The sequence below is a fragment of the Corynebacterium sp. genome, from assembly GCF_030532325.1.
In the GTDB taxonomy this organism is placed as follows: Bacteria; Actinomycetota; Actinomycetes; order Mycobacteriales; family Mycobacteriaceae; genus Corynebacterium.
In genome coordinates this window covers 72,891-95,502 of record NZ_JAUNLS010000001.1, presented here as the reverse complement: position 1 = coordinate 95,502, position 22,612 = coordinate 72,891, and the positions used below count along the sequence as shown (strand labels likewise).

Genomic DNA, 22,612 nt, shown 5'->3' with positions numbered 1-22,612 from the left:
ACCGGCGCGGGAAAACTTGGGCCGACCAAGTACTGCCAGCGCCGCACGGCTTCGGTAGAGTAGGAAACCATGACTGAACGTACACTCATTCTCATCAAGCCGGACGGCGTTAAGAACGGCCACGTGGGCGAGATCATCTCCCGCATTGAGCGCAAGGGCCTGAAGCTGGTTGCCATGGATCTGCGTGTGGCAGACGAGGAGACCGCAAAGAAGCACTACGCAGAGCACGAGGACAAGCCCTTCTTCGGCGAGCTCGTCGAGTTCATCACCTCCGCTCCGCTGGTTGCTGGCATCGTTGAGGGCGAGCGCGCCATCGAGGCGTGGCGCCAGCTGGCCGGCGGCACCGACCCGGTCTCCAAGGCCACCCCGGGCACCATCCGCGGTGACTTCGCCCTGACCGTGGGCGAGAACGTTGTCCACGGCTCCGACTCCCCGGAGTCCGCCGAGCGCGAGATCTCCATCTGGTTCCCGAACCTCTAAAGCCGTAGCGCTGCTTAATCTTCACACCCCGCCACCGAGCACTCCCAGCTCACGTGTGGCGGGGTTCTTTCTGTTTTGTCCCTCCCACGCACCGGATCCCGCGACCGTTTTGACGGCTAAGGCTCGAAAACCGCCCGGTTTTTCGGGCTTCCCCGTCAATTTGTACCGTCTCTGCTTGGTACCACCGCTGCCTGAAATGCCTAGCGTTTCGCCGCCTCCCGCATGCAGCGCACGCCTTCCTTGGTGAGGGTGACCTGCCACGTGCGCTCGGCGTTGCTGCCGATGCGAGTGCCGATGAGCTTGACCACGCCCACCTTCTCCAGCTCCCTGAGATCCTCTTTGAGGCCGTCGTCGTAGCGCACCAGCTTGCGCAGCCTCTTGAGAATCACCGTGTTGCCGTCCACTGCGCCGGCTGCGACGAGTGCGCTGACAATGGGGCGGTGTGCGATTGTGGCCTCGATGGATTCCGCGGTGACCCCGTCCAGGCTGGGGTCGGCGTTGATCTGCTTGATGCGGCGGCGCCCGATGCGATAGCTGCTATTAAACAGCGCCCACCCGCCCAGCACGATGGCCGGGGCTGACCACAGGCCGTAGCCCACGGCCACGAGTATCGGGTTAAAGGTGAGATCTTCCGTGAGACCCAGGCTGCTCAGCGCGCCGCCGGCGATGGGCACCACGATGGGCAGAAACGGCGCCCAGTAGGCCACGGCGGCGTAGTCGCCGGAGCGCACCTCGCTGCGCTCGGCCTGAATGGAGGTGGGCCAGCGGCGGATAAGGCCCAGCACGCCGAAGACGATGAAGACCCAGCAGGCGGCAATGAGCGGGACTTGCAGCCCGAACTCCACCTGGCTGAGGCCGATGGCAATGCCCGCCGGGACGCCAATCATGGCCAGATCCCGCAGCGCCGGCTCGTTGCGGGCGCGAACCTCATCCACGGTGTGGGGAACTGGGGGTGGGGTGTGTGGGGTGCGGTCAAGCGGGCGTGATTGGTTGGGTTCGGGTTCGTTCATGTTGATCAGGCTAACAACGCCGCACACGCATGAGGGGTAACTTTTGTGCCAGAATAGGGGAAGCGTGTCATCACGGTTTGGCGCGCTGGACGCCAATTGTCAGCGGCCCGTGCACAGGGCACGGCCGCCACAACAATTTCATAGCGATTACATTTCACCAACGGTTCTTCCCCGTGTGGCGGCGGCAGCGCAGCAAGCGGTGCCTGCGCCCGGGGCAGTGGGCCGCATGAGTACGTCAGGAGTGGCCAGGAAAGTGGCAACCAAGAAGACTGCAGCAAAGAAAGCTGCCACCAAGAAGACAGACAAGAAGACGGATAAGCCCGCAGATTCCGGGCAGGAGCTAGCCGGGCAGGAACTAGCCCAGCGCGCGGCCGAGATTGACCGCGCGAGTCTGCCGGCCAAGATGCGCGTGCACGTCCTGGCCAAGGAGCTGGGCATCGCCTCCAAGGAGCTGGTAGCCGCGTGTGCTGAGCTGGGGATGAAGAAGGTCAGCCAGTCCGGCATGACCCCGGAGGAGATCGCCGCCGTGCTCGACTCCCTCGCCGCACCTGCCAAGTCAGAGCAGCAGCCAGGGGAGCAGCCAGAAGAGCAGAACACAGAGCAGGACCCCGCGGAGGATCCCAAGCTGCGCGAGCGCGTGCGCAAGAACGTCATCAATGAGATCTCGCAGATCGAGGACAAGGTGGAGCTGGAGCTGGCTAAGGCCCAGCCGGTGGAAGCAGACGAGCTCTCGGAGGTATTCAAGGACACCGAGTTCGCAGAAGGGGAGGAGTCCACGCCGCCGGTGACCCCGATGCCGGAGGAAGCCTCGGAGGTCTCCGAGTACGCGCCGATCTTCCTGGCGCCCACCGCCACCGCCCCCGCCAAGCCCACGCAGCCTTACTCCGATGCTGATACTGAAGCTGAAGCCGAGGCAGAGGCTGAGAGCACGGATGGCTCTCATGCCGGATCCAAGGCCACGGCGTCGGAGTCGAAGGGCGGGCGCCGGCGCGGCAGCCGCGGAACCTCCCGCGGACGCGGCACGCAGCAGGAGCAGGAAGTCGAGATCATCGACGAGCCCAGGGCCATTAAGGGCTCCACCCGTATTGAGGCGCAGCGGCGTCGCCGAGCAGAGCTGCGTGAGAAGGGCCGTGTGCGCCAGCACCTTGTCTCCCAGGCGGAGTTTCTGGCGCGGCGCGAGTCCGTGGAACGCACGATGGTGGTGCGCGATAAGCAGCGCACCGACGGCGCCGGCATCATCACCCAGGTGGGCGTGCTGGAGGACGACCTGCTGGTCGAGCACTTCGTGACCACGGAGGCGCACCCCTCGCTCATCGGCAACATCTACCTGGGCCGCGTGCAAAACGTGCTGCCGTCCATGGAGGCGGCCTTCATTGACATCGGACAGGGACGCAACGGCGTGCTCTACGCCGGCGAGGTGAATTGGCATGCGCTGGGCCTGGGCGGGCGCGGGCGCAAGATTGAAAACGCCCTGAAGTCCGGGGACCAGATCCTCGTGCAGGTGGCCAAGGATCCCATCGGCCACAAGGGTGCGCGCCTGACCACCCAGATCTCCCTGGCGGGGCGCTACCTGGTCTACGTACCCGGTGGCCGCAGCGCGGGTATTTCCCGCAAGCTGCCCGTGCCGGAGCGCAAGCGCCTCAAGGGCATTCTGGAGCGCGTGGTGCCTGGCGACGGCGGCGCGATCATCCGCACCGCAGCAGAAAACGTCTCCGAGGAAGCCATCGCTGGCGACGTCAACCGCCTCCACAACCTGTGGGAGGACATCACCACCCGCGCGGAGAAGGAAAAGGCCTCCAAGGGTGCTAAGCCGGTGACCCTCTACGAGGAGCCGGACCTCCTGGTCAAGGTGGTGCGCGATCTCTTCAACGAGGACTTCACCAGGCTGGTGGTGGACGGCAAGCGTTCCTACAACACCGTCAAGGCCTACGTGGATTCCATGGCGCATGATTTGGCGGACCGCGTGGAGAGGTACGAGGCCTCCGAACACGGCGGGGGCGATGCCTTCGAGGCCTACCGCATTGACGAGCAGCTGCACAAGGCACTCAGCCGCAAGGTGTGGCTGCCCTCCGGCGGCACGCTGGTCATTGACCGCACCGAGGCCATGACGGTCATCGACGTCAACACCGGCAAGTTCACCGGCTCTGGCGGCAACCTGGAGGAGACCGTGACCCGCAACAACCTGGAGGCCGCCGAGGAGATCGTGCGCCAGATGCGCCTGCGGGATCTGGGCGGTATGATTGTCGTCGACTTCATCGACATGGTGCTGCCGGAAAACCAGGAGCTGGTGCTGCGCCGCCTCAAGGAGGCGCTGGGCCGCGACCGCACCCGCCACCAGGTCTCCGAGGTGACTTCCCTGGGCCTGGTGCAGATGACCCGCAAGCGCTTGGGCACCGGGCTCATCGAGACCTTCTCCACCGAGTGCGAGGCCTGCCACGGCCGCGGCATTATCATCCATGAGTACCCGGTGGATGAGAACCAGGAGCACGAGCACAAGCACACGGAGCACAAAAACTCTGAGCAGAAGGGCCGCCGCTCCCGCAAGGAACAGCGCCGCAAGCCGCAGCAGGATCCGCAGCAGCATCCCGCCGCGTTGGCCATGCACCACGATGAGGAGCAGCCTGAGAAGCAGGAGAAGTCCTCCATCGAGGAGCTGGTGGCCAGCGTCGTCGTGGAGAATGATGAGCCTCAGCACGGCCGTGGCCGTGGCCGCCGCCGCGCCACCCGGGTGAGCGAGGCTGCGGATGTGGAGGACATCGCCAACATTGGCTATCAGGCCGCGGATAACGCTGCGGAGCTTGACGAGGTAGCCGAGTTCCGCTCCCACGTCCCGGATAGCGAAGTCGACGCCTCCACCCGCGAGGAAAGCCATCGCGAGCGGGGCCGTGGCCGCCGCCGCTCTACCCGCCGCACCCGTCCCCAGCAGAAGGAGCAGCAGAAGCAGACCGCTGCCGAGCAGCAGAAGCAGACCTACGAGGAGGCCCTGGCCGAGTTCGAGGCCTCCCCGCGCCGCAAGCGCCGCACCCGTGGAAACTCCCGCTCCGATGTCGCGCCACGTCCGGAGGACTTCGGTAGTGAGCAACAGTCCGCGCCGAGTGACGAGGCCCGCCCCGAGCCTGCCAGCGAGCCCACGCGCCGCGCGGGCAGGGGACGCCGCCGCGCGACTCGCCGCAGTGACGCCCGCCGCGGGGATGCTCGCCAGCACGTGCCAGAGCAAGAGGCAGCGCCCGAGGAGCAGAAGAACCCTGTGGCTGGGCGCGGCCGTGGACGTCGCCGGGCGGTGCGTGCCAGTGGGGCACGTGCGGCTGCGCAACCCCAGGAAGAAGCTTCTAAGAAGGAGCAGCCCAAGGAGCAGGGCGGTAGCCAGGGCAGTGGCCGCGGGCGGCGTCGCGTAGCACGCCGTCGCTTCTCCTAGGGGGTGCGCCACGCGGGTGGAAAAGAGGCAGTTTGTATTTTCCACCCTCCGCGGGGTACTCTTTGACAGTCGCTGTTTAGACCGCGATTGCGCTGGACTGCGCGCCCACTGCTTCAAGCGGTGTGTCTTGCCGCGTCCGCTGCAGGTCTAAACGCAAAAGTAATTGTCCATTCAGAAGTGGCGCACCCTGCTGCTTCTGAGCCGAGTTTAGATAAGGGGTAACCCTCTATGTACGCGATCGTCAAGACCGGCGGAAAGCAGTACAAGGTTGCTGAAGGTGACCTCGTCAAGGTCGAGAAGATCGAGGGTGAGCCGGGTGCATCCGTGGCTCTCACCCCGGTTCTGCTCGTCGATGGCGCAACCGTGAAGTCGAAGGCTGCTGACCTCGAGAAGGTTTCCGTCTCCGCAGAAATCGTCGAGCAGGGCAAGGGCCCGAAGATCGACATTCTTAAGTACAAGAACAAGACCGGTTACAAGGTGCGTCAGGGCCACCGTCAGCCCGTGACCACCCTGAAGATCACCGGTATCAAGTAAGCCTTAACCGGCTCTCACACCCTTAAAGGAGGGAAACCACATGGCACACAAGAAGGGTGCTTCCAGCTCCAGCAACGGTCGCGATTCCGAGTCCAAGCGTCTCGGCGTCAAGCGCTTCGGTGGTCAGCAGGTTAAGGCCGGCGAGATCATCGTGCGTCAGCGCGGCACCAAGTTCCACCCCGGTGAGAACGTTGGTCGCGGCGGCGACGATACCCTGTTCGCCCTCGAGGCCGGCGCTGTTGAGTTCGCTATCAAGCGCAACCGCCGCATCGTGAACATCGTTCCGGCTGAGGAGGCCGCTGCTGAGGCTACTGCCTAAGCGCGCCCCTTAAGGAACTCGATGCCCTTCCTCTTCACTGAGGGAGGGCATTTTTCTCGCCTCCTTTCGCCGGGGCGCATCGCGGACGTAGCCTGGGGTTGTTTGAACCCCCAACAGGAAGGAACGCCCGTGGCTACACGCAAAGCCGTGGAAGAACTTTTTGAACGCATCTCCCAGATCCATCCGGAGGTCATCGAGTGGCGCCATCACCTGCACCAGTACCCGGAGCTTTCTAACCGGGAAACCAAGACTGCGGATTTCATCGTTCAGCGTCTGCGCGAGTTCGGCTTCGATTCCGCGGATATCCGCACAGGCCTCGGCGGCCACGGTGTGCTGGCCGCACTGAAGGGGCAGGCAGCGGGGGAGTCAGAGAAGGCGATCCTGCTGCGCGCCGATATCGACGCCCTGCCGGTCAAGGAAGACAGCGGTCTGGACTTCGCTTCCCAAGAGGTCGATACCGAGTACCCCGGCGGTCCTTTCCCCATCGCGCACGCCTGCGGTCACGATTGCCACACGGCGATGCTGCTGGGGGCGGCGAGGGTCCTGGCACAGCGGCGCGAGGACTTTGCCGGCACCGTCTACTTTGCCTTCCAGCCCGCAGAGGAGGGCGCGCCGGTGGGTGAGGAAGGCGGCGCCAAGCTCATGCTGGAAGACGCCGTGTTTGATCAGCTGGATCCGCAGCCGCAGACCAGTTTTGGCATGCACGTCATGCCGCTGCCCAAGGGCAGCGTGAGCTACCGGACAGGCGTCCAGCACGCCTCCTCCGAGCGGGTGAAGATCACCATCCACGGCGAGCAGGTGCACGGCTCCATGCCCTGGGAGGGTATCGACCCCCTTCCCGCGGCCGCGGACGTTATCTCGGCCATGGGACAGATCTACCGCCAGTTCAACTCCCAGGACGCGTTTACCATCTCCCTTGGCCATGTGGAGGACCAGGGCCGTTTCAACATCGTGGGCGGTGCCGTCACGCTGTGGGGCACGGTGCGCTGCCTCAAGGACGGGATGATGGAGGAGGTCAACGAAAAGATCGCCCGCACCGCCACCCACATCGCGCAGGCCTATGGCTGCACGGCGGAGGCAGAGTTTGATCAGTACGTCCCCGCCGTGGTGAATAGCCCCGAGGATATCGAGGCGATGCTCCCTGCCTTCGAGGCCGCGGCCGGGGCAAAGGAACGCGTGGGTGAAGTGCCCGCGCTCATGGGCTATGACGACGTCTCCGAGTTCATCAACCGCTACGGCGGCGTCTACGCCCTGCTGGGCGTGCAGGACGCCGTGCTCACTGAGGAAGGCCAGCTCGTCCCCGAGGAAGGCGGGCGCGGAGTGGTGCCTAACCACTCGCCCAAGTTCTACGCGGACGACGACGCCCTCGAGACCGGCGTGCGCCTCCACGTTGCCGTCGCGCTTACTCACCTCGCAGGGTTATCAGGCAAGCGCGAATAGGCACTAGACTGCGGGAGGAGAAGTAGAAATTACGGAGGGAAGTGTCCATGGCACGATTTATTGACCGCGTGGTCCTGCACCTGCAGGCCGGTGACGGCGGGCACGGGTGTGCCTCCGTGCACCGCGAGAAGTTCAAGCCACTCGGCGGGCCCGATGGCGGCAACGGCGGCCACGGCGGTGACATCCTCCTGGAGGTCTCCCCGCAGATCCACACCCTCATGGACTTCCACTACCGCCCACACATTAAGTCCGAGCGCGGCGGCAACGGGGCCGGCGATTGGCGCAACGGCGCCCGCGGCAAGGACCTCATCCTCGAGGTGCCGGCCGGCACGGTGATCTACTCCGAGGACGGGGAGCAGCTGGCGGATCTCACCATCCCCGGCACCCGCTTCGTGGCGGCCGAGGGCGGCTTCGGCGGCCTAGGCAACGCCGCGTTGGTCTCCGCCGCGCGCAAGGCGCCGGGCTTTGCCCTGCAGGGCGAGCCGGGGCAGGCCCGCGACCTCATCCTCGAGCTCAAATCCATGGCGGATGTGGGCCTGGTGGGCTTCCCCTCCGCGGGCAAGTCCTCTCTCATCTCCGTGCTCTCCGCCGCCAAGCCGAAGATCGGCGATTACCCCTTTACCACCCTGCAGCCCAACCTCGGCGTGGTGGACATGGGCCACGAGTCCTTCACTATGGCCGACGTTCCCGGGCTTATCCCCGGCGCCGCCGAGGGCAAGGGCCTGGGCCTGGACTTCCTGCGCCACATCGAGCGCACCGCGGTGCTCGCCCACGTGGTGGACGTAGCCACCCTGGAGCCGGGCCGCGACCCGCTCTCTGACATCGAGGCACTGGAGGAGGAGCTGGCCAAGTACCAGGAGCTTTTGGAGCAGGACACCGGGCTTGGGGATCTGCGCGAGCGCCCCCGCGTCATCATCCTCAACAAAGCCGACATCCCGGAGGCAGAGGAGCTGGCGGAGTTTGTCAAACCCGAGCTGGAAGAGAAGTACGGCTGGCCGGTCTTCATCATCTCCGCGGTGGCCCGCAAGGGCCTGGAGCCGCTGAAGTACAAGCTTATGGAGATGGTCGCCGAGCACCGCAAGTCCCAGCCGCGGGCCAAGATGGACAAGGCGCACACCATCATCCAGCCCAAGTCCGCCCGCAAGAAGGGTTCCTTCGCGGACTTCACCGTCACCCCGGACCCGGAGGTGGAGGGCGGTTTCATCGTTGAGGGCGAGAAGATCGATCGCTGGATCACGCAGACCGACTTCGAGAACGAGGAGGCCATCGGCTACCTGGCGGACCGCCTGGCCAAGGCCGGCGTGGAGGAGGAGCTGCACAAGCAGGGCGCTATCGAGGGCTGCCCGGTGACCATCGGCGGCATCACCTTCGAGTACGAGCCGATGGCCGGCGGCCGCGCCACGGACGCGGGCCGCGGCTTCGACGGCCGCCTCGGCGGCACCAACCGCATCTCCGCCGCCGAGCGCAAGCGCGCCTCCCAGGCCCGCCGTGGCCTCATCGACGAGTTCGATTACGGCGAGGACGTCGAGGTCACCCGCGAATCCGCCAACCGCGACCGCTGGCAGGGCTAATCGCCGGCAGGTAGCGGTAGCGGGTGATGCACCACTGCGCCGCCTTGAGCGCGGGGCTCACGGCCTGCCAGAAAGTGCTGGCGGGCTCGGCGACGGCGTCGATAAGCAAAAGGCACCCGCCGACCGGGAGGCGCTCCAGGAGGAAGCGCTCCTCGCCGCGCTCGGGGTGGCCGGCCAGGTCATGAGCCGCTCGCGTGCCTCCGCAAAGGGCACGGCGTATTCCCTCTCCAGGTTGAGGCGCGGCAGGGGAGAGCCGGAATCGGGCGCGGAAATCCCCACGGGGCGGTAGGTGAGCGAATAGTGGCTGCGCATGGCCTCGAGGATAGTTTGTATAGTGGATAGGCATGACTGCCGAGAAAGATCTCCCGTCCGATTACCCACTACCCCTCGAACCCTTTGAGGGGCCAACCCCGGAAATGGATTTTCCGGAGTCGGAGAATCTCGAGCACCGCTCCAGCGGTTTATCCTCGCCCTTGCGCGAACGCATCTCTCAGGCCAAGCGCATCGTCATCAAGATCGGCTCCTCCTCTTTGACCCGCGATGACTTTGTCACCTCCACCGAGAAGATCGACCGCATCGTTGACGCCGTCTGCGCGCGCATGAACGTCTCCGACGTCATCATTGTCTCCTCCGGCGCGGTGGCCGCGGGCATGGGCCCGCTGGGGCTCAACCGCCGCCCGGTGGATCTGGCCACCAAGCAGGCCGCCGCCGCGGTGGGCCAGGTGCACTTGGCTTACGAGTGGGGCGTGTCCTTCGCCCGCTACAACCGCTCCACTGGCCAGGTGCTGCTCACCGCCTCGGACATCGGCCAGCGCGATCGCGCCCGCAACGCCCAGCGCACCATCGACCGCCTGCGCCAGATGCGCACCGTACCGATTGTCAACGAGAATGACACCGTGGCCACCTCCGAGATGAACTTCGGCGATAACGACCGCCTCTCCGCCCTGGTGGCCAACCTGGTGGGTGCGGACGCGCTCTTCCTCTTCTCCGACGTCGACGGCCTCTACGATAAGAATCCCGCCGAGCCGGGCGCGCGCTTCATCGAGGAGATCCGCACCGGTAAGGACCTCAAAGGCGTGGCCGCGGGCGACGGCGGCAAGGTGGGCACCGGCGGCATGGCCTCGAAGGTCTCGGCCGCCCGCCTGGCCACCCGCGGCGGCATCCCGGTCCTGCTCACCTCCGCGGATAACATTGGCACCGCGCTTGACGACGCCTCCGTAGGCACCGTCTTCCACACCCGCGAGGAGCGTCACCTCTCCGCCTGGAAGTTCTGGGCGCTCTATTGCGCGGACTCCGGCGGCGCGCTGCGCCTGGACGAGGGCGCCGTGGAGGCCGTGGTCTCCGGCGGCAAGTCCCTGCTGGCCGTGGGCCTGACTGAGGTGATCGGCGAGTTCGGCGCCGGGGAGATCGTCGATATCATCGGCCCGAAGTCCCAGGTCATCGGCCGCGGTGAGGTGGGCTACGACTCGCAGGTGCTGCGCAGTGTCATCGGCAAGCACACCGAGGAACTGCCCGAGGAGCACCGCCGCCCCGTGGTCCACGCGGACTACCTGTCCAACTTCGCCTCCCGCATTTAGCGCCATGAAGTACTACATGGGCCCGGATACCTGGGACGTCATGGTGGGGGATCTCCGCGCCGCCGGCCACGTGCGCGTGGAGAGTTTGCGCGAGGCCGAGGTCTTCATCAACAACTCCTACCTGCCCGGCGAGATCCCAGAGCTGCCGGAAAACATCAAGTTCGTGCAGCACTGCTACGCCGGGGTTAACCAGTTCATCGAGGCCAAGGTCATCCGCCCCGGCGGGGTGCCATGGTGCAACGCCGCGGGTGCCTTTGCCCAGCCGGTGGCGGAGACCGCGTTGGCGCTGCTGCTCTCCCAGGCTCACCAGCACAAGGCCTTCGCGCTGGCGGCGGACTGGGCGGCGCGCCGCCGGGTGGACGAGGCCCAGGCGTGGCTCTACAGCCCCCGCGAGCCCAAGACCGTGGCCATCGTGGGCGCCGGCGGCATCGGCCGCGAGCTCATCCGCCTGCTGGAGCCCTTCCACTGCCGCATCATCGCGGTGAATCGCTCGGGCCGCGAGGTGCCTGGTGCCGATGAGACCTATCCCATGAGCGAGGCCGGGCACGTGTGGCCGGAGGCGGATTTCATCGTGAGCATCCTGCCGCTGACGGAGGAGACCACGGGAATCCTGGGCACGGACTTCTTCGCGGCGATGAAGCCCAGCGCGCTGTTTATCAACGTCGGCCGCGGCGCGGTGGTGGACACCGGGGCGCTGGTGGTGGCCCTGGAGTCCGGACAGATTGCCGGCGCTGCCCTCGACGTCATGGATCCGGAGCCGTTGCCGGCCGGTCACCCGTTGTATTCTCTGCCGAATTGCACGCTGACCCCGCACATTGGGGCTTCGGACTTCGTGGCGGAGATGCACATGGGCGCGGTCTTTAACGCCAACGCCGAAGCCTTCGCCGCCGGCGAGCCGATGCCCACGCTGGTCAACCCTGAGGCCGGCTACTAGTAACCGAGTAACCAGTACAGCCCACTGACAGCACTGAAGGAGACGCAGAATCATGAAATACGCCATGTTGCCGGATGTGTGGGAGGAAACCACCGAGGCGTTGGCCGCCGCCGGGCATGAGCTCACCGAGCTGGCGGCCGCCGACTTCCTCGTCTTTAACGGCAAGCCCGCCGATTTCCCGCTGCCGCTGCCAGGGAACATCAAGTTCGTGCAGGTTCCCATGGCCGGGGTGGATCAGCTCCTGGAGGTTATGCGCCGCACAGACGTGCCCTGGTCCAACGCCGCGGGCGTCTTCGACGGCACCGTGGCGGAATCCGCCATCGCGCTGCTCTTGGCACAGCTGCACGCCCACCGCAGGGTCAATGGCTCCTTTTCCTCCTACGAGGACATGCAGGCCCACACCTCGTATCTCTACGAGGATAAAACGGTGGCCATCATCGGCGCCGGCGGCATTGGCAAGCGTCTCATCACCATGCTCTCTGGCTTTGGCCCGCGCATCATCGCGGTGAATCGCTCGGGGCGTGAGGTGCCCGGCGCCGATGAGACCTATCCCATCTCCGAGGTGGAGAAGGTGTGGCCGCGCGCGGATTACTTCGTGCTCATCGCGCCGCTGACGGAGCAGACCCATCACATGGTCAACGCTGAGGTCTTTGCCCAGATGCCCGAGCACGCCGTGGTGGTCAACGTGGGCCGCGGCCCGCTCATCAACACCGAGGATCTGCTCGGCGCTCTGGCGGCCGGGGAGATCGCCGGCGCGGCTCTCGACGTCACCGATCCTGAGCCGCTGCCCGATGATCACCCGCTGTGGCAGGATCCGCGCGTGGTGATCACCCCGCACATTGCCAACACCATGAACTCGGTGCGCCGCAACCTGGGCACCCACACCGTGAAGGTGGTCGCGGCTTTTGCCGCCGGCGAGGAGATCCCCACGCTGGTGGATCCGCAGGCCGGCTACTAAGCAGCGGCGAAGCTTAACTCCCACACCTCCCCGCGCAGCGGCAGGTGCATGAAAATACCCGCCACCGGCTGCCCGGCGCTGGCCAGCACGCGCGCATAGGCGGCCATTTGGCCGAGGTAGTTCTCTCGAATGTGGCGCTCGGGGTCTGCACCTGGGTAGGTCTTGTGGTCCACCAGGAAGGTGCGGCCTTCGGCGTCGACGATGAGAGCATCAATCCAGCCCTGGGCGTGGGTGCCGTCCTCGCCGACGAATCTGAAGGGCACCTCGGTGCGCACCTGCGCGCCGGCCCCGAAGCGCTGCTCCACCCAGCTTTGCCAGCGCTTGGCGATGTCCAGCAGCTGCTGCGGCTCAACGCGAGTCTCCGCGCCCCAGCGCTGCAGCACATCTTTGGCCAGCACCACGCGCACGTCCTCCTCCAGCCCGGCGACGTCCACGCCAAGGAAGGCGTGCACCGCGTTGCCCACCAGATCCCAGTCCTGGCCGCCGGCGGTCACCAGCGCGCTGCCCAAGGTATCTGTCAATCGAACCTCCGCGCGCGCTTCCTCCGGCGTAGCCACGGCGGCCGAGGGCGTAAACGCGGCCGGGATGAATTCGCCGCTGGCGGTGGGGTAGTGGGCGTCGCGGGCGATGATCGCGCGCGGCTCCGCGCTTTCCCACAGTGTGGGCTCCCCGTCCAACGGGAAGACGCGGTGGCTCACCGGGATGCGCACGTGCTCCTCGGTGCGCTGCGCCATTCCGGGCACCGTGATGAGTGGCTCAGTATCGAGCGAGGCCTCGCGCGCCGGTACCGCCAGCTGCGAGTTATCCAGCACGAGTGCGGCCTCGTCTTCATTGACCTCTAGGTGCAGCGGGCGCTGGCCGCCCCCGACGAGAGCTGGGTAGCAAGCGTCGATGCTCAAGGCCGGCACGATGATGGTGTCCCGCGCGCTGCGGGTGAAGGCCACGTAGAGCTTGCGCAGCTCCTCCTCGCTGGCCGCCTGCCTGCGCTTAGCTTGCAGCGGAGAGCTCAGCAGTGCTTCTGCTGCGCCACTCATATCCAGCAGGGTGTGCGGCCAGAACATCAACCGCCGCCCGGCCAGCGGCGCCGTGACATCGAAGTCCGGAGCGGGATCCACCCACACGCCCGCCGGCGTGAAGCGATCCGTGGGCACGGGCCCAGGCAAGACAACGGTGTCCCACTCCAGGCCTTTGGCGGAAAAGAGCGTGCCCACGTAGACGGAGTTCTCCGCGGTGGCCGCTCGAACCGTGGCGGATTCATCCGCCAGCGATTCAATGAAGCGCAGCACGGAGAGTTCGCCGGCCGGAACGGTGGACTGAGCGGCAAACTCAGCGGCGTGCCGCTGCAGGGAATCCAGCGTGGCGAGCCTGTGGGCGGGCTCCGACCACGAGGCGATGCGCTCCGGCAGCTTGAGCACGGCGATGGCCGCGCTGACCAGTTCCGGAATGGAGCTGGATGCCAGCATCGGTGCCAATTGCTCGATAGCAGCCACAGACTCGTGCTCGGCCCAGGAACGGAAGAGCTCCGTGCGGGCTTCGCGGTCAGCGGCGCCGACTAGCTGCTCGAACCAATCGCGGTGTGCCGGGTGCTCTGCGCAGATGCTGATGATTTCGAGCAGGGACTGGGTGGAGGACTTATCCACCAGCCACAGCAGCGCCGCACGAAGGAGGGTGCCCTCGCGGGTCTCCAGCAACGCCTGGGACTGCGTTGCCACGGGGATGCCCTGCTCCTGGAGTGCTGCCGCCACGGCTGCAGCGTGCGCATTCTTGTGCACCAATACTGCGCAGCCGTGCGCCGGGAAGCCCTCGGCGGTGAACTTCTGTGCCAGGCCCTCGGCCACCACACCCCAGAGCGTGTCCAGGTTTGGCTTCTTCGGGGTGCCCTTCTTGGTCAGCTCCCTGACTGGCTCCCACACCTCTACCGAACCGCCCTGGCGGGAATCCACCAGCGGCTCAGGCAGGAAGAGGCGGGCGCTATCGCCCTCCGGAAACAGCGGGGCGAAGAGCTCGTTAGACAGCGCAATCGGCGCGGAGAAGGAGCGCCACGAGCGCGACAGTGCGCGGCTCTCGCCCCGGAACGTCCCCTGCGGATCAGTCAGCGCGCGCAGCGCAGAATTCATCAATCCGGGATCGGAGCCACGGAAGGCATAAATGGACTGCTTGGGATCACCCACCCAGATGACCTCGGAGACCAGCTGCGCCAGCTCCATGAACACGGCCAGCTGGATGGGGTTGGTGTCTTGGAACTCGTCGACGATGAGTAACTCGAAGCGCGCGGCAATTTCCTCGCGCACCGCCTGGTTGGTGCGCAGGATGTGCAGCGCCCGCTGCTCCTGATCCGTGAAGTCAATCTGGGCAGCAGAATCCTTGAAATCGCGGTAGGCCTCCAGGCACTCGCCCGCAGCCGCGAAGGTTAGCCGGACAAGCGCTGCGGCATCATCGCGAAACGCCTGTGAGAACAGGACATAGCCGGGAGGGAAGGTGGCGTGTACGGCGTCCTTTACTGGTGCCGTGCCGGAGGCAGCACCAAAGGTACCCTCCGTGGCTTTCACCCAGAACTGCCACGGCGTGGTGTCCTCTGCGATGTCCTTGTGCAGCCGGTACCGGGCCATCTCGGTGGGCAGCGCTGCCAGGAAGCGCTCTAGGGCGTTGACCGATCTGCTGGACACAGCACCGGCGTCCAGCTCCTCCTGCAGCCCGGCGGCAATGGCCTCATACTGCTCAAGAATCTCGGGGCGCACATCCGCGGACTCGTAATCCAGCAGGGCGCAGGTGGGGTCCTTTTCACAGAGCGCGCGCAGCTCCTCCGTGGCCTGCTCGCGTGCCGTGCTTAGCGTCGCCTCCAGCTCGTTGATCGACTCCTCGGCGAGCCCCGGCAGCTCAGTCAGCGCGATGTTCTCGCGGCGGATTGCCTCGATGAGCTTGTGCAACACGTCCCGCCACAGCTTGGCCTGCGTGTTGTTGAAGCCGCTGGAGTTCTCGCGCTTGTCGTAGCGCATGCGGGCCAGCAGGGCGGCGTTGTCTTCCTCGTAGGCAGCAATGATCTCACCGGTGGCCATAGCGAAGGCGGACTTTTCGGTCGCCTCGGACAGCACCGACAGGTCCGGGCTTAGGCCCGCGTCCACCGCAAACATGCGCACGATCTGATCGCTAACCGAGTTGACGGTACCGATGAGCGCGCCGGGCAACTTGAGCAGCTGCTCGTGCAGGCGCGCGGACTCGGCGGGCGAGCGGTCGGGGTCATCGGCGGCATCGATGAGCCCCTGTTGGATGCGCTCTTCCAGCTCACCGGCTGCCTTTGTGGTGAAGGTGGTGGCGATGATCTGGGAGGGCTCAAGAGGCGAGGCTGTGTTAGCCAGGCGCCGGATGAGCTCCTGGGTCAGCGTGTGCGTCTTTCCGGAGCCGGCGGAGGCACTGATGATGGTAAAGCGTGGGTGGCTCACTGGAAGTCTCCCTTCAAGCCGGTAAGGACATCAAAGTCGGTGTAGGTCTGCGGCTTCTTGGTGAGGAAGCCATCCGGGTACAGCGCGGCGAGGCGCTCCGCGAGCTCCACTTCATCTGGGAACTGCCGTGCGTTGTCCACATCGAAGACCCAGCCTGCACGGAGGCCCGCGAGAACCTGGTTGAGCTGTACCACGGCCTTCGCCCACAACGCCGTGAGCTTGTCACCCTGGCCACTCACCGGCCTGTGGTGCGGCGGGCTAAAGATGGGGAAGGGGGAGAAGAACTGGCGCTGCAGGAGGGAGAAGTACGCAACCGGGTGCTGGTCCAGGTCCTCCGGGCCGTGGGACAGCGAGCGGGCATACACCGCGAGCTGTAGCTCCTCGTTGTTCTTGATCTCGGTGGGAAAGCGGCTTGTGCTGGAGGTGTACTTCAGATCAAGGAGGCCGCGAGTGCCGTCCCGGAACGTGATGTCCACGTCGCGGCGGCCGCGCAGCTCCACGGGCTGGCCGTCCGCGCCGGGGACTTCTGCAAGGAACACATCGCTGATTTCTTCCTCGTGGCCAGTGGTTGCCGCACCCATGGCGTTGAGCGCTGTGGTGAGCGCACGCACAGCCTGCCGGGTATCGCGCAGCAAGCGCTGGCGGGCGGACTCTTTGCCGCGCAGGGTGAGCTCCGCGGCGTGGCCCTCCACCAGTTCGTTGAAGACCCGTGCAACCTCGTCATCACTGACCGCGGTGCCGCCGAGCTCCTCGATGACCTTGTGCACGAAGGACCCCAGTAAGGCGTTGCCGGTGGGCAGAGAAAGCACGTTGCCTGGATCCACGCCCAGCCTGTGCATGAGCCACTCCAGCGGGTGGTGGAGCAAGCGGGACATCTGGGAGTAGGAGAGGCGTTGCGGGGTGAGGTGCTCGCCGCCGCTGAAGGTACGGTAGAAGGGGTTTGCCGCCGGGAGGGGTTCTGCCGGCGGCACCACGACCTCCACCGCGCGCTCGCCCAGGCGCCAGTGGCCGCCGCTGACGAGCTCGTGGCCGCGATGGGTCACGCTGCGGCTCAGTTCCTTGACGGAGAGCGGCTGCAGTGAGCTGGCCTTGCTCGCGTCACGCACTTTGGCCATCACCAGGAGCAGCAAGGGATGGCGGTGCGTGGACTCGCCCGCGAGGAAGCTAGGGATGACCGCGGTTATGCGGCGATAAGAGGCGAGCACGCCCAACTGGCAGGCCACTCGCAGCGGGGCCAGCACCTCCGGCTGCGGAACGTCGATGCCCTGCCCGCGCAGCTGCGCGTACTCCGCCTGAGTGAAGGTGGCGTTGACCTGCACGGTGTTATCCACCGGGGCCCACCACAGCAGTTCCTCGCCGTAGAGCGGCAGCGCGGCCGGATGGGTGGCCACCACGCGGCCGGGTTGCGCATGGGCCACGGCGCCAGTGCGCGAGCTCAGCGTGTCCACGATGGAGGAAAGCTCACGGCGGGAAACCGGGCCGGTGCCGGCCAAGATCTCCTGGAGGGTGGTGGCTTCGTGCGCGAGTTCCGTGGCGCCGAGGGCTCGCAGGCGGGCGCGCAACCAATTCAGATGATCCGCGAGATCCTCCGCGCTGATGTCTCCCTCGGCCGAGAGAGGATGCAGCCACACCAGCGCGTTGAGTTCCTGGGCCACCTCGTTATCAGCCAGCGGGCCCTCCATCGCGGCCTGCCACTGTGCCGAGCCCACACCCGCGGCCTGGGCAAGGGTTGTGCGCAGCACCGCGCCCACGAACTCCGGGATGATGGGGCCGCGCTCTACGCGCAGCATCGTCAGCGTGCTCAAGGCCCTGATGTCATAGGGGCGGGTGCACGCGGCGAGGAAGGTAGCAATCAGCGGGGAGGGCAACTCCTGCCCACGCCCGAGGGCCCCTTGGCCGCGCAGTGAGAGCTCGTGGTCCAGCGCGCTGGTCTCCGCGCCGGCCAGAACCACCGGGGCATCCATGCGCGCGGCCACCGCTGCGGCCTCAAAGGTGGTATCGGCGGTAACGATGGATACCGAGTTAATCCGGGAGAGATCCCGCACCTCCTCCACGGCGACACCCAGCTTTTCCAGATGTTGGAAGATCTCCTGCCACACCACCGGCAGCTGCGCGAGGGAACAAAAACGCAGCGAAATTCTCTCGATGCCCAGCGGCCACGAGCGCAGTTGACGCAGGCGCTCAAGCACGTCGCGTTGCACGTCCGCCGCGCCGGGAGAATCAAAGAGACTCTCCACGTGAGCAATGGTCTCGAGGCGCGTGGACGAGCCCCGCGGGCAGTGGGGCCGCCAACCGTTGGCCACGAGCTCATCGCGCCAGGAGAGCAGCGCCTCGGCCATAGCCCAGCGGTTCTTGGGAAAGGCCTCGGCGCACCAATCGGCCTTGCCGTGCGCCACCGCGGAGACCAGTGCGGCGCGGTAGCGAGCGATGCGCTGGGCGGGCTCGGCCACTGGGCGTTGCACGCCCAGCCGCGTGGCGAGGGCCGAGGCCAGCCCCCGCGGGCCGCAGCGTAGCGAGCCCACCACGGTCACCGCGGTGGCAGGGCAGTGATCAAACTCCCATCCGAAGTCAATGTCCATGCGTGCTCTTTCCTTTGTTCTGGATACTGAGAGCTAACCTACTACCCGTCCCGGACATGTGCGCTACACTGCGGGAACATGGACTCAAGCAGCGCGCAAGGTGGTACCCCGGACCGCAACCCAGACATCCGGGCGAGCGATGCCGAGCGCACCGCGGCACTCGACAGGCTGGGCGTGCACTTCGCGGAGGGGCTGCTGGACATCACCGAGTTTGAGGAGCGCACCGGCAAGGCGGCCGCAGCGCGCACCCGCGGCGAGCTTGCCCAGCTCTTCACCGATCTGCCCGATGACGCTGAGAACCCCGCGGACAGCGCGCAGGCCCCGCAGGTGGCCGTCGACCACAAAGCCGAGGAGGAGCTGCGCGCCCTGGAGCGCCGCGGCGCGCTGGTCGGGCGCCTTGACAGCATCATCTGGACCGTGGCCATCGTGTTTTTCTTCGTGGGCATGTTCGTCTTTGATTGGGACTATTTCTGGGTGGCCTTCCCGCTGGCCGGTGTGGCGTCGATGGGCGTGCGCGGCATTGTTCAGCTCAGCGACGAGGACGAAGAGCTTTACGACGAGCTTAAGTCCGACAAAGACGAAAAGCGCGCCGAGCGCCTGCGCCTGGCTGCGCAGCGCCGCAAGGAGCTCGGCCAATAAAAGTTGCATGATACAGTCGCCAGGTATGACGAATGATAATAAAAAAGACATACAAGCAGGGGTGCGTGCGGGCAATGCCGAGCGGAACGCAGCGCTTGACAGGCTTGGCGTGTATTTTGCGGATGGATTCTTAGATGTCACCGAGTTTGAGGAGCGCACCGGCAAGGCCGCCGCAGCGCGCACCCGGGAAGATTTAGCGAAGCTTTTTCAGGATCTTCCAGACCTAGATGAGCAGGATGTGTCCTCGCAGGCCGTTGATGTGAAAGCCCACGAAGAGCTTCAAAGCCTTGAGCGAAGAGGTGCCCTAGTCAACCGTTTTGACGCTGCCTTCTGGGGAGTGGCTCTGGTTATCACAATTGTGGGGCCCCTTGCCCTTCACTGGAACTTTGCTTGGCTGTCTTTCGTGGTTGCGGGAGTCCTTTCAGTTATCGTCCGTGGAGTGCTTAAAGTCAACGTGCAGGATGAGTTGCTCTACGACGAGCTCAAGTCCGACAAGGACGAAAAGCGCGCCGAGCGCCTGCGCCTGGCTGCGCAGCGCCGCAAGGAGCTCGGCCAGTAGCACAGCCAGGATGAGCAGCTCAACGCTCTTCTCAGCTTTTCGTTAGGCTGGATGCCTATGAGCGAACTCACCCGAGAAGAAGAACGCACCCAGGTCCTCACCCAGGCGGAAGCTGCGAAGGCGGTGGCGCCGCAGTTCGCGCAGCTGTCCACCCCGCGCAAGAACGAGATTCTGCATCGCGCTGCCGCTAACCTCATCGAGCACACCGAGGACATCCTTGCCGCCAACCAGCGCGATATCGACGCCGGCAAGGACGCGGGCATGAGCGAGGCTCTCATTGACCGCCTGGCTCTCGACGCCGAGCGCATCGAGGGCATCGCCGGCGGCCTGCGCCAGGTCGCCTCCTTGCAGGATCCGGTGGGGGAGGTCCTGCAGGGACGCACCATGGATAACGGCATCCAGATGAAGCAGGTCCGCGTGCCGCTCGGCGTGATGGGCATGGTCTACGAGGCCCGCCCCAACGTCACCGTCGACGCCTTCGGCCTGGCCATCAAGTCCGGTAACGTGCCGCTGCTGCGCGGCTCGAAGTCCGCGAAGAACTCCAACGCCAAGCTCGTGGAGCTGCTGCAGGACACCCTGGCGGAGTTCGATCTGCCGCGCGAGGGCGTGCAGTTGCTGCCCTGCCAGAGCCACGATTCCGTCCAGGATCTCATCACGGCGCGTGGGCTTGTCGACGTCGTCATTCCCCGCGGCTCCGCCCGCCTCATCAACGCGGTGGTGGAAAACGCCACCGTCCCGGCCATCGAGACCGGCACCGGCAACTGCCACTTCTACGTGGATGCCTCCGCTGACCTAGACAAGGCCATCGCCATGGTGGTCAACGGCAAGACCCGCCGCTGCTCGGTGTGCAACGCCACCGAGACCGTGCTTCTCGATGCCGCCCTGGCAGACTCCGACAAGCTCCGCGTCATCGAGGCGCTGCAGGAGGCCGGGGTGAGGATCCACGGGGACGTCGCCAAGCTCGAAGCCTTCGGCGTGCAAGACGCAGTGGAGGCTACGGAGGAGGAGTGGGCCACCGAGTTCCTCTCCTTCGACATCTGCGCGCAGGTGGTGGAGGGAGTGGCCGGCGCCATCGAGCACATCGCGGCCTACAGCACCGGCCACACCGAGGCCATCGCAGCCCAGGATGCCGACGTGCTGCTGCGCTTTGCCAGCGAGGTGGATGCCGCGGCCGTCATGCTCAACGCCTCGACCGCCTTCACCGACGGCGAGGTCTACGGCATGGGCGCGGAGATCGGCATCTCCACCCAGAAGCTGCACGCCCGCGGCCCTATGGCCTTGCCGGAGCTGACCTCCACCAAGTGGATCCTGCAGGGCACGGGGCAGACCCGTCCATGATCCGAAAGGCACTTTCCTGCGCCGCCGCCGCGCTCATGGCGGCCTCCCTTGCCGTACCCGCTGCCTCGGCCGGCCAACCGGACGCGTCCGAGCAGTGCCCGGCCGTGGTGGTCCTGGCCGCCCGCGGCTCGGATCAGAACGAGGAGCAAGGCGAGTACTTCGGACCCCAGCGCTACTCGGAGAACTCCCAGCCCTCCAACGGCTTCGAGGGCCCCAACTTTTCCGCCTTCTTCCGTCAGGTGGAGCAGCGCCACCCGGGCACCATGGACAATGTCTTCGTCCTCGCCATGGATGACCAGGCCTACCCCGCCACGGTGGGGCTGCCGCCGCTGGCCAAGGAGGGCGAGGAGCTCAGCCCGCAGCAGATCCTGCAGCGCCTCGTGGAGATCGTGCAGAACTACCCGGTGGGGCAGCTGCTCTACAACTCCACCTTCGGCTTCTTCGACAGCGTGCGCGCCGGGATGGGCAACGCCCCGAAGGTGGTCGAGGAGTATGAGAAGGCCACGGGGTGCCGGCCGCGTTACATCACCGCGGGCTTTTCCCAGGGCGCCATCGTGAGCACCAGCGTGGAGAAGTATCTGGCGGATACCGGCCGCCTGGAGGCCGCGGTGAACATCGGCAACCCACTGCACAAGCACCCCTGGGTGATCCAGCGCGCGGCGCTGCCCGCGGACAAGCGCGTGGATTACTGCCTGAGCGGGGATTTTGTCTGCGATCTCACGCCGGCCGCCGCCGCGGATGCGCTGGCCACCAAGGCCGAGCGCCACGCCTCCTACTTCAGGGAAGACCCCACCGCTGAGGATGCGGCCGTGGTGGATACCTTCGCCGGGTGGGTTAAACATGCGCCGCGGGCGCGGGGTGAGTAGTCTATTCGGCGTCAATAAAATACCGCCGAAAGGTCACCAGTGATCTCCCGCATCGCTCGCTCATTCGCAGCCACCGCCGCTGCCGCGGCCGCAGTGCTGACTGCCGCCATCGTTCCGCAGACCCTCACCGCCCCCGAGGCACAGGCCCAGGAGTGCCCGGCGGTTGTCGTCGTGGCCGCCCGCGGCTCGGGTCAAAACAATCAGGTGTACCCGACCTCCTACTCCAACCAGGGCGGCCGCGCCTCCAATGGTTGGGAGGGCGAGTCCATCCGCGCCATGCTGCACAACGCGGAGGCCCGCTACCAGGCCACCCACGGCGGCAACTCCCTGATGAAGGACGTCTACGTGCTGGGCCTGGAGCCGCAGTACTACCCGGCGACCTACCCGCAGTACTCCGTGCCAAATGAGAAGGTGCCCACCACCGCGGCTGAGGTCATGCGCCTGGCCGTCCAGTACGCCAACCCGGTGATCAACATGGCGGTCTCCGCCGCCAACCAGTTCATGTACTCCGTGCAGACCGGCAACCGCGGTGTGATGGGCGCCATCAGCAACTACGAGGCCTCCACCGGCTGCCGCCCGCAGTACATCCTCTCCGGCTACTCGCAGGGCGCGATGATCATCGCTAACCACGAGCAGGAGCTCGCCCGCCGCGGCCAGCTGGCCGGCGTGGTGACCTTTGGTAACCCGCTGACCAAGTCCGGTGATCCGAGCGTCGTCGGCGTGCAGGGCGCTGGCGGCCCCATGGGCTTCCTGCCGCAGCCGCGCGCCAACGTCAACCGCGTGGACTACTGCCTGCCGCTGGACGCGGTGTGTGATCTCTCCGCCAACACCCTCTACGCGGCGCGCCCCACCGGCGGCTCCCACGGCCAGTACTTCTTTGTCAACAACCAGTGGGATAACCAGGTGTACGATTCCATCGGCCGCTTCGTTGATCAGGTTCGTTACCGCTAACC

General features: G+C 66.1%; 18 protein-coding genes. 14 read left to right on the top strand and 4 right to left on the bottom strand.

The features are described 5' to 3' along the window. Positions 1-69: 69 nt before the first annotated feature. Positions 70-480: a nucleoside-diphosphate kinase gene (gene ndk, locus Q4E25_RS00445; RefSeq protein WP_303152824.1), complete on the top strand. Its 411-nt coding sequence runs from the start codon at positions 70-72 to the stop codon at positions 478-480. Positions 481-680: 200 nt separating this feature from the next. Here the strand turns inward: ndk and Q4E25_RS00440 are convergent, their stop codons facing one another. Continuing rightward, on the bottom strand, positions 681-1,490 hold the full coding sequence (locus tag Q4E25_RS00440) for a hypothetical protein (protein ID WP_303152822.1): 810 nt from the start codon (positions 1,488-1,490) through the stop codon (positions 681-683). A gap of 403 nt (positions 1,491-1,893) precedes the next feature. On the opposite strand from Q4E25_RS00440, the gene Q4E25_RS00435 reads away from it, so the two are divergent. The 5 genes from Q4E25_RS00435 (at position 1,894) to obgE (ending at position 8,769) form a co-directional block, all read left to right on the top strand. Then, entirely contained in the window at positions 1,894-4,905 is a 3,012-nt protein-coding gene (locus Q4E25_RS00435; protein WP_303153175.1) for a translation initiation factor IF-2 N-terminal domain-containing protein, read from the top strand. A 228-nt stretch (positions 4,906-5,133) separates the two neighbouring features. Then, positions 5,134-5,439: a 50S ribosomal protein L21 gene (gene rplU / locus Q4E25_RS00430; RefSeq protein WP_303152821.1), complete on the top strand. Its 306-nt coding sequence runs from the start codon at positions 5,134-5,136 to the stop codon at positions 5,437-5,439. Between the two features lie 40 nt (positions 5,440-5,479). Beyond that, positions 5,480-5,758 carry a 50S ribosomal protein L27 gene (gene rpmA / locus Q4E25_RS00425; protein WP_303152820.1) on the top strand — a complete coding sequence of 93 codons (279 nt, stop codon included), beginning with the start codon at positions 5,480-5,482 and terminating at the stop codon, positions 5,756-5,758. Between the two features lie 129 nt (positions 5,759-5,887). Then, on the top strand, positions 5,888-7,198 hold the full coding sequence (locus Q4E25_RS00420; RefSeq protein WP_303152818.1) for a M20 family metallopeptidase: 1,311 nt from the start codon (positions 5,888-5,890) through the stop codon (positions 7,196-7,198). 47 nt (positions 7,199-7,245) lie between these two features. Then, positions 7,246-8,769 carry a GTPase ObgE gene (gene obgE / locus Q4E25_RS00415; RefSeq protein WP_303152816.1) on the top strand — a complete coding sequence of 508 codons (1,524 nt, stop codon included), beginning with the start codon at positions 7,246-7,248 and terminating at the stop codon, positions 8,767-8,769. Here the strand turns inward: obgE and Q4E25_RS00410 are convergent. Next, positions 8,729-9,115: a DUF1990 family protein gene (locus Q4E25_RS00410; RefSeq protein ID WP_303152815.1), complete on the bottom strand. Its 387-nt coding sequence runs from the start codon at positions 9,113-9,115 to the stop codon at positions 8,729-8,731. The two genes, obgE and Q4E25_RS00410, sit on opposite strands and share 41 nt — an antisense overlap. On the opposite strand from Q4E25_RS00410, the gene proB reads away from it, so the two are divergent. From proB to Q4E25_RS00395, 3 genes are read left to right on the top strand one after another with little or no spacing between them, the layout of a single operon-like run. Next, entirely contained in the window at positions 9,114-10,346 is a 1,233-nt protein-coding gene (gene proB / locus Q4E25_RS00405; RefSeq protein WP_303152813.1) for a glutamate 5-kinase, read from the top strand. The two genes, Q4E25_RS00410 and proB, sit on opposite strands and share 2 nt — an antisense overlap. Positions 10,347-10,350: 4 nt before the next feature. Then, positions 10,351-11,280, top strand: a complete 930-nt coding sequence (locus tag Q4E25_RS00400; protein ID WP_303152811.1) for a D-isomer specific 2-hydroxyacid dehydrogenase family protein — start codon at positions 10,351-10,353, stop codon at positions 11,278-11,280. A gap of 52 nt (positions 11,281-11,332) precedes the next feature. Continuing rightward, complete coding sequence (locus Q4E25_RS00395) at positions 11,333-12,238, top strand: D-isomer specific 2-hydroxyacid dehydrogenase family protein (RefSeq protein WP_303152808.1); 906 nt, start codon at positions 11,333-11,335, stop codon at positions 12,236-12,238. On the opposite strand, the gene Q4E25_RS00390 is transcribed toward Q4E25_RS00395, so the two are convergent. Further along, entirely contained in the window at positions 12,235-15,678 is a 3,444-nt protein-coding gene (locus Q4E25_RS00390; protein WP_303152806.1) for an exodeoxyribonuclease V subunit beta, read from the bottom strand. The two genes, Q4E25_RS00395 and Q4E25_RS00390, sit on opposite strands and share 4 nt — an antisense overlap. Further along, positions 15,675-18,257, bottom strand: a complete 2,583-nt coding sequence (locus tag Q4E25_RS00385; RefSeq protein WP_303152803.1) for a PD-(D/E)XK nuclease family protein — start codon at positions 18,255-18,257, stop codon at positions 15,675-15,677. The genes Q4E25_RS00390 and Q4E25_RS00385 overlap by 4 nt, the downstream gene beginning before the upstream one ends. 78 nt (positions 18,258-18,335) lie before the next feature. On the opposite strand from Q4E25_RS00385, the gene Q4E25_RS00380 reads away from it, so the two are divergent. From Q4E25_RS00380 to Q4E25_RS00360, 5 genes are read left to right on the top strand one after another with little or no spacing between them, the layout of a single operon-like run. Then, on the top strand, positions 18,336-18,896 hold the full coding sequence (locus Q4E25_RS00380; protein ID WP_303152801.1) for a DUF1707 domain-containing protein: 561 nt from the start codon (positions 18,336-18,338) through the stop codon (positions 18,894-18,896). Between the two features lie 25 nt (positions 18,897-18,921). Beyond that, positions 18,922-19,455 (top strand): DUF1707 domain-containing protein, encoded by a 534-nt coding sequence (locus Q4E25_RS00375; protein WP_303152799.1) that lies wholly within the window; start codon positions 18,922-18,924, stop codon positions 19,453-19,455. 51 nt (positions 19,456-19,506) lie between these two features. After that, entirely contained in the window at positions 19,507-20,793 is a 1,287-nt protein-coding gene (locus Q4E25_RS00370) for a glutamate-5-semialdehyde dehydrogenase (RefSeq protein ID WP_303152796.1), read from the top strand. Beyond that, positions 20,790-21,659, top strand: a complete 870-nt coding sequence (locus Q4E25_RS00365) for a cutinase family protein (protein WP_303152795.1) — start codon at positions 20,790-20,792, stop codon at positions 21,657-21,659. Before Q4E25_RS00370 ends, Q4E25_RS00365 begins: the two co-directional genes overlap by 4 nt. Positions 21,660-21,698: 39 nt before the next feature. Continuing rightward, complete coding sequence (locus Q4E25_RS00360) at positions 21,699-22,610, top strand: cutinase family protein (RefSeq protein ID WP_303152792.1); 912 nt, start codon at positions 21,699-21,701, stop codon at positions 22,608-22,610. Positions 22,611-22,612 lie beyond the last annotated feature (2 nt).